This is a genomic window from Pleomorphomonas sp. T1.2MG-36 (assembly GCF_950100655.1).
Lineage (GTDB): Bacteria > Pseudomonadota > Alphaproteobacteria > Rhizobiales > Pleomorphomonadaceae > Pleomorphomonas.
Window position 1 is genome coordinate 148,331 of record NZ_CATNLY010000034.1, and the last position, 12,722, is coordinate 161,052.

At 65.5% G+C, this 12,722-nt stretch carries 13 protein-coding genes and 1 tRNA gene; 12 read left to right on the forward strand and 2 right to left on the reverse strand.

The window, feature by feature from the left end; translation table 11 throughout:
- Positions 1–6: 6 nt before the first annotated feature.
- The 3 genes from QQZ18_RS16445 (at position 7) to QQZ18_RS16455 (ending at position 2,896) form a co-directional block, all read left to right on the forward strand.
- Positions 7–879, forward strand: coding sequence for a F0F1 ATP synthase subunit gamma (locus QQZ18_RS16445; protein WP_284542033.1), 873 nt, complete (start codon positions 7–9; stop codon positions 877–879).
- Between the two features lie 26 nt (positions 880–905).
- Positions 906–2,345 (forward strand): F0F1 ATP synthase subunit beta, encoded by a 1,440-nt coding sequence (gene atpD / locus QQZ18_RS16450; protein ID WP_284542034.1) that lies wholly within the window; start codon positions 906–908, stop codon positions 2,343–2,345.
- 155 nt (positions 2,346–2,500) lie between these two features.
- Positions 2,501–2,896, forward strand: a complete 396-nt coding sequence (locus tag QQZ18_RS16455; protein WP_284542035.1) for a F0F1 ATP synthase subunit epsilon — start codon at positions 2,501–2,503, stop codon at positions 2,894–2,896.
- A 36-nt stretch (positions 2,897–2,932) separates the two neighbouring features.
- Here QQZ18_RS16455 and QQZ18_RS16460 read toward each other — a convergent pair whose 3' ends face one another.
- The gene (locus QQZ18_RS16460; RefSeq protein ID WP_284542036.1) at positions 2,933–3,625 is read right to left on the reverse strand and encodes a DeoR/GlpR family DNA-binding transcription regulator; all 693 of its coding nucleotides are present in this window, start codon (positions 3,623–3,625) and stop codon (positions 2,933–2,935) included.
- Between the two features lie 176 nt (positions 3,626–3,801).
- On the opposite strand from QQZ18_RS16460, the gene deoC reads away from it, so the two are divergent.
- From deoC to QQZ18_RS16500, 8 genes are all read left to right on the forward strand, one after another.
- Complete coding sequence (deoC, locus tag QQZ18_RS16465; RefSeq protein ID WP_284542037.1) at positions 3,802–4,455, forward strand: deoxyribose-phosphate aldolase; 654 nt, start codon at positions 3,802–3,804, stop codon at positions 4,453–4,455.
- A 40-nt stretch (positions 4,456–4,495) separates the two neighbouring features.
- Positions 4,496–5,542 carry an autoinducer 2 ABC transporter substrate-binding protein gene (locus QQZ18_RS16470; RefSeq protein ID WP_284542038.1) on the forward strand — a complete coding sequence of 349 codons (1,047 nt, stop codon included), beginning with the start codon at positions 4,496–4,498 and terminating at the stop codon, positions 5,540–5,542.
- 154 nt (positions 5,543–5,696) lie between these two features.
- Positions 5,697–7,190: a sugar ABC transporter ATP-binding protein gene (locus QQZ18_RS16475; protein ID WP_284542039.1), complete on the forward strand. Its 1,494-nt coding sequence runs from the start codon at positions 5,697–5,699 to the stop codon at positions 7,188–7,190.
- Entirely contained in the window at positions 7,190–8,161 is a 972-nt protein-coding gene (locus QQZ18_RS16480) for an ABC transporter permease (protein ID WP_284542040.1), read from the forward strand. The genes QQZ18_RS16475 and QQZ18_RS16480 overlap by 1 nt, the downstream gene beginning before the upstream one ends.
- Before the next feature lie 11 nt (positions 8,162–8,172).
- Positions 8,173–9,171, forward strand: coding sequence for an ABC transporter permease (locus tag QQZ18_RS16485; protein WP_284542041.1), 999 nt, complete (start codon positions 8,173–8,175; stop codon positions 9,169–9,171).
- Entirely contained in the window at positions 9,168–10,244 is a 1,077-nt protein-coding gene (locus tag QQZ18_RS16490) for an aldose 1-epimerase family protein (protein WP_284542042.1), read from the forward strand. The genes QQZ18_RS16485 and QQZ18_RS16490 overlap by 4 nt, the downstream gene beginning before the upstream one ends.
- A 60-nt stretch (positions 10,245–10,304) precedes the next feature.
- Entirely contained in the window at positions 10,305–11,219 is a 915-nt protein-coding gene (gene rbsK, locus QQZ18_RS16495) for a ribokinase (protein ID WP_284542043.1), read from the forward strand.
- 157 nt (positions 11,220–11,376) lie between these two features.
- The gene (locus tag QQZ18_RS16500; RefSeq protein ID WP_284542044.1) at positions 11,377–11,628 is read left to right on the forward strand and encodes a GlsB/YeaQ/YmgE family stress response membrane protein; all 252 of its coding nucleotides are present in this window, start codon (positions 11,377–11,379) and stop codon (positions 11,626–11,628) included.
- A gap of 20 nt (positions 11,629–11,648) precedes the next feature.
- On the opposite strand, the gene QQZ18_RS16505 is transcribed toward QQZ18_RS16500, so the two are convergent.
- Positions 11,649–11,725: transfer RNA gene (locus QQZ18_RS16505), tRNA-Arg, on the reverse strand.
- A 173-nt stretch (positions 11,726–11,898) separates the two neighbouring features.
- Between QQZ18_RS16505 and QQZ18_RS16510 the strand changes: the two genes are divergently transcribed.
- Positions 11,899–12,717 (forward strand): thermonuclease family protein, encoded by an 819-nt coding sequence (locus QQZ18_RS16510; protein ID WP_284542045.1) that lies wholly within the window; start codon positions 11,899–11,901, stop codon positions 12,715–12,717.
- Positions 12,718–12,722: the final 5 nt, after the last annotated feature.

Genomic DNA, 12,722 nt, shown 5'->3' on the forward strand with positions numbered 1-12,722 from the left:
GCCGATATGGCCAGCTTGAAAGAACTCAAGAACCGCATCGCTTCGGTGAAGGCGACGCAGAAGATCACCAAGGCGATGCAGATGGTCGCCGCGGCGAAGCTGCGTCGTGCGCAGGAGGCGGCGATCGCTGCCCGTCCCTACGCTCGCCGCCTTGGCGCCGTGGTTGCCAACCTTGCCGGCGCCATGGCCGGCCGCGACGACGCACCGCTGCTGCTCGCCGGCACCGGCCGCGACGAAGTGCATCTTCTCGTCGTCTGCACAGCCGAACGCGGCCTCTGCGGCGGCTTCAATTCGTCGATCGTCCGTCTGGCGCGCGAACACGCCGCCAGCTTGCTCGCCGCAGGCAAGACGGTGAAGATTCTCACCGTCGGCAAGAAGGGCGCCGATGCCCTGAAGCGCGAGCACAGCGACCGCATGATCGACCGTGTCGAGCTGCGTGGCGTCAAGTCCGTCGGGTTCGACATCGCCGTCGATCTCGGCAAGCGGCTCGTCGATCTCTATGGGGCCGGCGAGTTCGACGTCTGCACGCTGTTCTACTCGGAATTCAAGTCGGTCATCCAGCAGGTCCCCACGGCCAAGCAGTTGTTGCCGGTCAAGGTGGATGCCCCGGCCGCCGCCCTGGAAACCGACTACGAGTTCGAGCCCGACGAGGCCGAAATCCTTGAAACCATGCTGCCGCGCTATATCTCGGTCACGCTGTTCTCCGCCCTTCTGGAGAACGCGGCCGGAGAGATGGGCGCCAAGATGACGGCCATGGACAACGCGACGCGCAATGCCGGCGAGATGATCGACCGTCTGTCGATCACCTACAACCGCACGCGTCAGGCCAAGATCACTACCGAACTCGTTGAAATCATTTCGGGCGCCGAGGCGCTCTGACCGTAACTCGATCAAGGACCACATCGATGGCTGAAACGCATATCGGACGGATCACCCAGGTCATCGGCGCCGTCGTCGACGTCAAGTTCGACGAACATCTGCCGGCGATCCTGAACGCGCTCGAGACGAAGAACGGCGAGCACCGCCTCGTGCTTGAGGTCGCCCAGCACCTCGGCGAGAACACCGTCCGCACGATCGCCATGGATACCACCGAAGGTCTCGTGCGCGGCCAAGAAGTGGTCGACACCGGCGCGCCGATCTCGGTACCGGTTGGCGACGGCTGCCTCGGCCGCATCATGAACGTCATCGGCGAACCGGTCGACGAAGTCGGTCCGATCGTCGGCGAAAGCAGGCGCGCCATTCACCAGGAAGCGCCCGACTACACCGATCAGTCGACGGAAGCCGAGATCCTGGTCACCGGCATCAAGGTCGTCGATCTGCTGGCCCCCTACGCCCGCGGCGGCAAGATCGGCCTGTTCGGCGGCGCCGGCGTCGGCAAGACCGTGCTGATCCAGGAGCTGATCAACAACGTCGCCAAGGCGCACGGCGGTTACTCGGTGTTCGCCGGCGTCGGCGAGCGCACCCGCGAAGGCAACGATCTCTATCACGAGATGATCGAGTCCGGCGTCAACAAGGACCCGCGCGAGCACGGCGGTTCGACCGACGGCTCCAAGTGCGCCCTGGTCTACGGCCAGATGAACGAGCCGCCGGGTGCCCGTGCCCGCGTCGCCCTGGCCGGCCTCACCGTCGCCGAGCACTTCCGCGACAAGGGCCAGGACGTGCTGTTCTTCGTCGACAATATCTTCCGCTTCACCCAGGCCGGCTCGGAAGTGTCGGCTCTGCTCGGGCGCATTCCCTCGGCGGTGGGCTATCAGCCGACGCTCGCCACCGACATGGGCGCCATGCAGGAGCGCATCACGACCACCAACAAGGGTTCGATCACCTCGGTGCAGGCCATCTACGTGCCCGCCGACGATCTGACCGACCCGGCGCCGGCCACCTCCTTCGCCCACCTCGACGCGACGACGGTTCTGAACCGCGCCATCTCCGAGAAGGGCATCTACCCGGCCGTCGACCCGCTGGACTCGACCTCGCGCATGCTCGACCCGCAGATCGTCGGTGAAGAGCACTATGGCGTTGCCCGTCTGGTGCAGCAGATCCTGCAGAAGTACAAGGGTTTGCAGGACATCATCGCCATTCTCGGCATGGACGAGCTCAGCGAAGAGGACAAGCTGACGGTGGCGCGCGCCCGCAAGATCGAGCGCTTCCTGAGCCAGCCCTTCCACGTCGCCGAAGTGTTCACCGGCTCGCCCGGCAAGCTCGTCGCCCTGGAAGACACCATCAAGGGCTTCAAGGGCCTCTGCGAAGGTCTCTACGACCATCTGCCGGAAGCCGCCTTCTACATGGTCGGCACCATCGACGACGCCGTCGAGAAGGCCCAGCGCCTTGCCGCCCAGGCGGCTTGATCGCCAATCCGGGATCGGGCGGCAAGCCGCCCGCGCCTCCGGCGTTCGCCACGCCGGAATTGAGACGTGACCGGCCCGAACGGGCCATAGCAATCCCCAGAGGGCGAACGCGTCCTTGTCGGGATCTGCCAGAAAAACACCGTGGGGAGCGCCGGATGGCAACCTTCAAGTTCGAGCTCGTCAGCCCCGAGCGCCTGATTCTGTCGGTCGACGCCGATCAGGTGGACCTGCCCGGCAGCGAGGGCGACTTCGGCGTGCTTGCCGGCCACGCGCCGTTTCTCACCACGCTGAAGACCGGCATCGTCACCGTGAAGACCGGCGGCGTATCGAGTCGGATCTACGTTCGCGGCGGCTTTGCCGACGTCAACGCGTCGGGCCTCAGCGTTCTGGCCGAGAAGGCGGTGCCGGAGGCCGAGTTCGGCCCGGCGATCGCCGCGTCTGAAGTAGCCGCCGCCGAGGCTGTTCTCGCCGAGGCGAAGAGCGAAGAGGCCAAGGATCGCGCGGTTGCCGCCCTGGATCAGCTGAAGACCGCCGTCGCGGCGCTCGCCTGATCAGGTTTCAGGCGGCCCATCACCGCCGGACCACCGTCACTCAGTGATGACTTCATCGAACTGGCCGGCGCTCGCAAAGAACGCCGGCTTTATCTTTTCCAGCTTGCTTGTGTCGATCACCAGGTAGCTCACGCCGGCGCGGGCCAGCACGGCCTGTTTGATCGGCACTTCGTGAAAGTTGGAGCAGGTGGCGCCGTGCTGGGCATGCAGGCCGCCGGCCGACAGGAAGGCCTTGCCGATGCCGAGCCGCTCCACCGATCTCAGCGCCTCATCGCCGGAGAAGCTCTGCGACGAAGCGTGAAACAGGCCGCCTAGCAGAACCAGATTGGTATTCGGGCGCTTCATGATGCGCTCGGCGACGTTCATCGCATAGGTGATGACCGTCAGGTTGCCGGACGTCGGCAGGTACTCGGTCATCCGCGGCGTCGTAGTGCCGCAATCGATGAAGATGGTGTCGTCCGGCTCGACGAGGCGCGCGGCGTTGCGACAGGCAAGCTCCTTGGCTTCCGCATGGGTGTCGGCTTCCGCGTCGAAGCGATAGGTGGTGCGCTCGCCACCGACCGGCAGAATATAGCCGCCGAGATAGCTGAACAGGTGCGGCGCCGAGGCGAGATCCCGCCGTACGGTCATTTCCGACACACCGAGATGGCCGGCGGCGTCGCTGAGATGCAGCACGCCCGCCTCTTTGAGCCTGTCCTCGAGACGTTCTATGCGTTCGGCCTTCTTCACGGAGCACCCTCGCCGTTCCCCGAACTTTCAATCCACCTTTCCCCTTGACTCGTCAAGACGGATATGGAACCTTCCGAACAATTCTTGTTAGAATCATAACATAACGGCCGAACGGAGGCCTGAAAGTGGAAGAATTGAAACATAATTCTGTCAGGAATTCGCAGATTCTCGCGGGGATGATCGACCATACGATTCTGAAGCCGGAAGCGACCAGGGCCGAAGTGGCTCGCCTCTGCGACGAGGCGATCGCTCATGGCTTCGCCTCGGTCTGCGTCAACGCCGTGCACGCCGGCTTCGTGGCCGGGCGCCTGAAGAACAGCGCGGTGAAGACCTGCGTGGTGGTCGGATTCCCGCTCGGCGCCTCGGGTGCCGCCGCCAAGGCCGACGAGGCGGTGCGCGCCATCGCCGACGGGGCGGACGAAATCGACATGGTGATCGACATCGGCGCCCTGCGTGAGGGCGATCTCGACCGGTTCCGCGCCGACATCGCCGCCGTAAGACGAGCGACGGCCGGCAAGGTGCTGAAGGTGATCATCGAGACCTGCCTCTTGAACGACGCCCAGAAGGAGACGGCCTGCCGGATCTCCAAGGACCTTGGCGCCGATTTCGTGAAGACATCCACCGGCTTCTCGTCGGGTGGCGCGACAGTTGAGGACATCGCGCTGATGCGTCGGGTCGTGGGGCCGGACATGGGAGTGAAGGCTTCCGGCGGTGTTCGTACCGCCGAGACTGCGTGGGCCCTGGTGGAAGCCGGCGCCACGCGCATAGGTGCCAGCGCCAGTATCGCCATTGTTGGCGGCGCCGGTAAGGGAGGCCCCGCAGGATACTGACGGGCCATTGACAATCGATCTCTTGGGAGGAGACGACACAATGAAGAAGACACTGATATCGCTAGCCGCCGGCCTCTCCTTGCTGGCACTGCCGGCTTTCGCGGCCGGCGTGGTCGACGTGAGCCAGGCCCGCAAGGACATCTCCGCCGACGCCGCCGGCAAGACCTTCTCGATCGCCACGGTGGTCAAGGTCGACGGCATCGCCTGGTTCGACCGCATGCGCGATGGCGTCAAGCAGTTCGGCGAAGATACCGGCCATGACGTCTGGCAGGTTGGTCCGAGCCAGGCCGACGCGGCTGCCCAGGTGCAGCTGATCGAAAACCTGATCGCCCAGGGCGTCGACGCCATCTGCGTCGTCCCCTTCTCGGTCGAAGCCGTCGAGCCGGTGCTGCAGAAGGCCCGCGATCGCGGCATCGTGGTCATCGCCCACGAGGCCTCCAACCTCAAGAACGCCGACTACGTGCTTGAAGCCTTCGACAACAAGGCCTACGGCGCCAAGCTGATGGAAGTGCTCGGCAAGTCCATGGGCGGCAAGGGCAAGTACCTCGCCACCGTCGGCAGCCTGACCTCGCAGTCGCAGAACGAGTGGATCGACGGCGCCATCGCCTACCAGAAGGAACACTTCCCCGACATGACGCTCGCCACCGAGCGCCTCGAGACCTACGACGACGCCAACACCGACTACAACCGCCTGTCGGAAGCCCTGACGACCTATCCGGACGTCACCGGCATCGTCGGCGGCCCGATGCCGACCTCGGCCGGCGCCGGTCGTCTGATCGCCGAACGCGGCCTCAAGGACAAGGTGTTCTTTGCCGGAACGGGCCTGCCGTCGGTGGCTGGCAAGTACCTGCAGGACGGCGACATCCAGTACATCCAGTTCTGGGATCCGGCCGTTGCCGCCTACGCCATGAACACTCTCGCCGTCATGGCGCTGAACGAGAAGAAGGATGAGATCAAGGCCGGTCTCAACCTCGGCCTCAAGGGCTACGAGAGCCTGACGACGCCGGAAGGTGCCTCCCCCAACCTGCTTTATGGCCAGGGCTGGGTCGGCGTCACCAAGGACAACATGGCCGACTACAACTTCTGACGGACGATGTGGGGAGCGGCGGCAAGCCGCCGTTCCCCATACCTTGCGTGACGATCACGGATCGACGGGGCGGCCCATCCGGCCGGCCATCGCGGTCGATCGTCATGTCATCCATCCCAAAGGTCGTTCCCGTTCGGAAATCGAAGCGCACACCATGGCCGACCCCCTGATCGAACTCCGCGCCGTCACAAAGCGCTTTCCTGGCATGAAGGCGCTCGACGGCGTCGACTTCCAGATCTTCCCTGCTGAGATCGTCTGCCTTGCCGGCGAGAACGGTTCCGGCAAGTCCACCCTCATCAAGATCGTCTCCGGAGTCTACGACTTCGACGAAGGCGAACTTCTGGTCGACGGCAAGCCCGTCGCCGACTTCGGCCCGCGCGCCGCCATCGCCGCCGGCATTCAGGTCATCTACCAGGACTTCTCGCTGTTCCCCAGCCTGACGGTGGCCGAGAACCTTGCCCTCAACCGGCTGCTCAGCGAAGGCAGGGCCTTCGTCGACCCCAAGCGCCGTCGTGAGCTTGGCGCCGAGGCGCTGGCCCGGCTCGACGTCGCCATCGATCTCGACGCCACGGTCGGAACCCTTTCCACCGCCGACCGCCAGATCGTCGCCATCGCCCGCGCACTGATGAGCGACACGCGCCTTTTGATCATGGACGAGCCGACCACAGCGCTGACCGGCCGCGAGGTCGATCGCCTGTTCTCCATCGTCCGCGAGATCCAGGCCAAGGGCATCGCCGTGCTGTTCGTCAGCCACAAGATGCGCGAGATGCTGGAGATTTCGGAACGCATCACCGTCTTCCGCAACGGTCGCAAGGTTGAGGAAGGCCCCACCGGCGAGTTCAACGAGGCGCGCATCACCCGCGCCATGACCGGCCACGACATCGGCCACGAGCGGCACGTCTGGACCGGCGACGACGGCGCGACACCCCGCCTTTCGGTGCGCGGACTCTCTGTCGGCGAAACGGTGCGTGGCGTCGACCTCGACCTTCAGCGAGGCGAGATCGTCGGCCTCAGTGGCCTCCTCGGATCCGGTCGCACCGAACTTGCCATGGCGCTGTTCGGCATGGAGCCGCACAGCGGCGACATCCGTCTCGACGGCACGCCACTCAGTCTGGCGAGCGTGCAGGACGCCGTTGCCGCCGGTATCGCCTATGTGCCCGAGGATCGTCTCTCCGAAGGGCTGTTCATGCGGCAGCCGATCGCCCGCAACGTCATCGCCAGCGCCATCGGCAGGGCGACGCGCGGTCCGTTCCTCGACCATGAACGGCTCAACGGCCTAGCCGAGCAGATCGTGTCCGACATGCGCATCGCCACGCCGGACATCGAAAAGCACGCCGGGCAGCTGTCCGGCGGCAATCAGCAGCGCGTCGTCATCGGCCGCTGGCTGCTCACCAATCCCAAGGTTCTGATTCTCAACGGCCCCACCGTCGGCGTCGATGTCGGCTCCAAGGCGGAGATCCATCGGCGCATCCGCGAGTTGGCCGCCAGCACCGGTCTCGCCGTGCTGATGATTTCTGACGACGTGCCCGAACTCATTCAGAACTGCAACCGCATCCTGCTGATGCACCGGGGCGAGATCGTCGACCGGCTCGACGCCCGGAGCGTCGAGGAAGACGACATCCATGGCCGCCTGAAGGGTCTGCGCTGATGACCTCTGTTTCCAAACTTCTGCGCCGGTCCGAAACGGCGGTGCTCGCCATCCTCATCGTCGTGATGATCGTGATCGGCGTGATCAATCCGGCCTTCTGGCAGGCCGACAACCTGTTCAACCTCTTGAGGGCCAACGTCGTCATCGGCATCATGGCGCTCAGCGTGCTGATCGTCATGATCTCGGGAGGCATCGACGTCTCCTTCCCCGCCTTCGCCGTCGCCGCCATGTACCTGACGGTGATCGCCATGAACGCGATGGGCTATCAGGGGGTGGTGCTGCCGTTCATCGGCGCCACGCTGATCGGCCTGATCTGCGGTCTGGCAAATGCCTTCTTCATCCACACCTTCCGCATGATCCCGCTGATCGTCACGCTCGGTTCGGCATCGGTGGTGCGCGGCCTGTTGCTCGGCCTCGTCGGCACGTCGATCATCAACATCGATCGCATGCCGCCGTCGCTGATCGCCTTCGGCAGCAGCACCGTCGGCATCGGCGGCAGCAAGCTATCGCTGATGATCTTCATCTACATCGGCATCGCGGTGCTGATGTGGCTGTTCCTGACGCGCACCATGGCCGGCCGCGCCGTGTTCGCCTATGGCGACGACGCCGAGTCGGCCAAGCGCGTCGGCTTCAACACCCGCCGCACGGTCTATCTGGTCTACGGGCTCGCCGGAGCGCTCGCGGGGTTTGCCGGCCTATTGCATTCCTCGATGATCTGGCTTGCCAACCCGCGCGATTTCGTCGGTTACGAGCTCGACGTCATCGCCGCCGTCGTGCTGGGCGGTGCGTCGATCTTCGGCGGCCGAGGCTCGGTATTCGGCACCATCCTTGGCGTCTTCATGCTGACGCTGATCAAGAACAGCCTGATCATCATGCGCATCGACAACACCTGGCAGGGCGTCGTCGTCGGTTGTGTCATCGTCATCGCCACGGCCCTCACCGCCTGGCGTGACCGCAAGGCGCTCGTGTGAAAGCCAGATCCATGAACAAGCTCACCGACCTCCGTCGCTTCATCAACCGCGACAACAACATCGTCCAGCTCCTGATCATCACCGCGGTGATCTTCCTGCTGATGTCGGCGTTGGAGCCGAACAAGTTCCTGCGCTACTACAACTTCGAATCAATCAGCTTCATCTTTCCCGAGCTCGGCATCGTCGCCATCGCCATGATGCTGGCCATGCTGACCGGCGGTATCGACCTGTCGGTAATCGGCATCGCCAACCTCGCCGGCATCCTGGCCGGCGTGTTCTTCACCCGCCTCTACCCGGCCTCCCCCGACGCCGGCACGGCGGCGGAGCTGATGCGGGTGGCTGCCGGTGTGACCCTGGCGCTGGGGGTCGGACTGATTGCCGGCACGCTCAACGGCCTGCTGATCGCCAAGGTGAGGATTACGCCGATCCTCGCCACGCTCGGAACCGGCCAGATCTTCACCGGCTTCTGCATGGTGCTGACCGGCGGCCCGGCCATCGTCGGGTTTCCCGCCTGGTGGGGCTTCATCGGCAACGGCAAGATCCTCGGCATCGCCGTGCCGCTGGTCCTGTTCCTGCTGGTGGCAGTGGCAATCGCTGTCATGCTGACGCGGACGCCCTTCGGCCTCAACCTGTTCCTGATCGGCACCAACCCGCGCGCCGCCGTGTTCGCCGGTCTCAGGACCGAGCGCATGGTGCTCTACTCCTACATGCTGAGCGGCACGCTCGCCGCGCTGGCCGGCATCGTGCTCTCGGGCCGCACCAACGCCGCCAAGTCCGACTACGGCACCTCCTACCTCCTCCAGGCGGTGCTGATCTCGGTGCTGGGCGGCACCAATCCCGCCGGCGGCAAGGGCACGGTGCTCGGCGTTTCCATCGCCGTCATCGCCCTGATGCTGCTCGCCTCCGGCTTCCAGATGATGCGCTTCTCCAACCACCTCATCGATTTCATCTGGGGCGGCTTCCTGCTGCTCGTCATGGTGATCAACGTTTTGAGGAATCGCGGCAAATGACCACTTTCCACCTCTCTCGCGCCGCCTTCGACGAAGTCGAGCGTCCGGCCGTCGAGCACGGCTCCCTCAAGGCCGGCCTGTTCCGCTACCCGACGGGCGTCGAGGCGATCCGTCTCGAGAATGCCCGTGGCGCCCTCATCGTCCTGCCCTATCTCGGACAGATGATCTGGCAGGCAGCCTTCGACGGCGTCGACCTCACCATGAAGAGCATCTTCAAGGCGCCGCGCCGCGTGCCGACCATCGGCGAGACCTATGGCTGCTTCGCCTTCCACTCGGGGCTCCTGCGCAACGGCGTCCCCGGCCCCACCGACACCCACCCCTCGCATGGCGAAATGCCCTGCGCCGCCATGGACTGGGCCGGCATCGAGACGGGCAGCGACGCTCGCGGCGACTATCTGCGCGTCGTCGGCAGGTACGAATATGCCATGGGCTTCGGCTCGCACTACGAGGCGCGGCCGTCGGTGACGCTGCGGGCCGGCTCGGCTCGCTTCGACATGGCGATGGAGGTGACCAACCTGTCGGCCGGCGATCCGATGGACCTCATGTACATGTGCCACGTCAACTACGCCTTCAGCGAAGGCGCCGAGATCCTTCAGCAGGCGCCCTTCACGCCCGACCGCACGGTGACGCGCAGTGCGGTGCCGGCCCATGTCCGCCCCAACCCCGACTATCTCGCGCGCGTCGCCGCGCTGGCCGCCGATCCCGCCGGCAGTCGCATCGTTCGCAGGGCCGACGGCTATGATCCCGAGCAGGTGTTCTATCTGCGCGGTCTCGGCACCGATGCCGCTGGCGACACGCGCCTGATGATGCGCCGGCCGGAGGGCGACGCCTTCTTCGCCCGCTACAACACCACCGATTTCCCCAAGACGGTGCGCTGGATCCTCGCCGGGCACGACCAGCAGGTGGCGGCCTTCGCGCTGCCGTCGACCTGCGAGCCGGAAGGCTACACGGCGGAAAAGCAGAAGGGCAACGTCCGCAGCCTTGCGGCCGGAGAGACGGCTCGCTTCACCGTGGAGCTCGGCCACCTCGATGCAGAGGAATGCCGGCGGGAAACTCAGCACATCGCCGGCTGAACGTCGCGCGAGGAACAATCGGCCGCGCTCCCTGGCGGGCGGCGGACACCGGAGGAACAGATGTCGAAGATCGCCGTTGTCGGCTCCAACATGATGGACCTGATCACCTACGTGAATCGCATGCCACTGCGCGGTGAGACCATCGAGGCACCGACCTTCGAGATGGGTCATGGCGGCAAGGGCGCCAACCAGGCGATCGCCGCCGCCCGGCTCGGCTCCAAGGTGGCGATGGTGACGCGCGTCGGCGACGACGCCTTCGCCGATGCGACGATTGCCAACTTCCAGCGCAACGGCATCGATACCACCCACGTGCTGCGCACGCCGGGCCGCTCGTCGGGCGTGGCGCCGATCTTCGTCGAGCCCTCGGGCGAGAACTCCATCCTGATCGTCAAGGGCGCCAACGCCGACCTGACGCCGGCCGACGTCGACGCCGCCACCCCGGCTCTCAAGGACTGCAAGCTGATCCTGATGCAGATGGAAGTGCCGGTCGAGACCGTCTACTACACGGTCCGCAAGGCCAAGGAACTCGGCGTGCCGACGCTGCTCAACCCCGCGCCCGCCGCCGCCGACCTCGACGTGGCGCGCCTGGCCGACCTCGCCTTCCTCACCCCCAACGAAACCGAGCTCGCGACGCTGACCGGCCTGCCGGTCGGCAACGAGCACGAGGCCGAAGTGGCTGCACGCTCGCTCACCGCCCGCGGCATCGGCACGGTGGTCGTCACCATGGGCGGACGTGGCGCCCTCCTGGTCGATGCCGGCGGCACCCGCCGCATCGCACCGATCAAGGTGGAACCGGTGGACACCACCGGCGCCGGCGATGCCTTCATCGGGTCGTTCGCCCACTTCTGCACCGAGGGGCTGCCGGTGTTCGAAGCCCTGACGGAAGCGGCCAAATACGCCGCCGACTCGATCACCAGGCGCGGTACCCAGCGCTCCTACGCGACACTTGCGGACTTCCGCGCCCGCTTCCCCTGAGCGCGGCAAGCCTGCGGGAACGCCAACGACGGCTTTCGCGGGAACTGCTCCGCCGATACTTCGTTGTTTCCTCGTCGCCCTGACTCGGCTGCCGGACAAAACCCTCGGCAGTCGATGCTGGGTCCTTCACTATGAATGGATCGCGCGAGGTGAGAAGATGAACGACGCAAGCATCGGCTGGATCGCAGCCATCATTATCGGCGGCCTCGCGGGCTGGATTGCCTCAGGCCTGATGAAAACCGACACGGGCATTTTCCTGAACGTCGTGCTCGGCATCATCGGTGCCGCCATTGCTAGTTTCCTGTTCGGGATCCTCGGCATCTCGTTCGGCGGCTGGATCGGCTATCTGATCGCCGGCGTCGTCGGCGCCTGCATTCTGGTCGGCGTCGTCAGGGCCGTCAGAAGATAACGAATCTCACAGTTGGAAAGTGGCGTCCCGGAAGGGATTCGAACCCCTGACCTACGGTTTAGGAAACCGTTGCTCTATCCTGCTGAGCTACCGGGACGCGGTGCGGCCGGACCAAGCGTCCGGCCGCTTCGGCTCATCTATCAAATCAATGGCGGCTTTGACAGCCCTTTTCGACGGACCGCATGCCCTCAGGGGAAGGCAGCCTTGCCATCGGGCGGATAGGCGAGAGGCGCGGCGTTCGCTAGAGTCGGATGCCTCAGAGTTCCTGTCATGTCCAGCGTCCGATCAATCGTGCTCTGCCTTGTCCTGTCCATGCCGGCCGCCCTGCCGGCAGAGGCGCAGGAGACCTGCGGCAATGGTTCGGTGACGCCGACCCATCGGATAGGGGCGCCGATCCCGCTGCCGGCGGCGACCATCCGTCCGGTGGTGACGCTGATCCCGCTTCAGGCGGACGCCCCCACGCTTATGGTCGTCCTTGAGGGCGTCGTCCTGCCCGCCAGGGCGGGGGCCGCGGCCCGCGCGATCCAGACCGGTGTCCTTGCCGGCCTCCGTGACACGCCCGCCACATTCGTCGCGTCGGACGAGGCGCCGGACCGTCACGGACGGCGGCGCGGCACCGTCCAGTTCGAGGGAGGCGACGGCCTCGGTGAGCGGCTTCTTCACGCCGGAGCAGGCCTTGCCGATGTGTCCTTTGCGCCCTGCGCGGACCGCTTTCTTGCCGCCGAAGCCCAGGCGCGCGCGGAAAAACGTGGCGTTTGGCGGCAAAGCCGGATATGGACGGACTTGAACGCGGCGGCGACTGGCCTGCCCGATTTCGTGCTCGGCCGCGGCAAGGTTGCCTCGGTTGGCCGATCGGGCCGAACCACCTATATCAATTTCGGCGACAACTTCCGGACGGATGCCACGGTGCGCCTTCGAGAGGCCTTGACGTCGTCACTTGTCGCTGCCGGGCGACCACCGGAGAGTCTCTCCGGACGGATGATCGAGGTTCGCGGCTGGGCTCGCTGGCGCGACGGCCTCGATTTGGAACTCGATACGCCGGCAGCCTTGCGGCTGTGGGACGAGGCGACGGATAAGGGAACGGACTAGGGCAG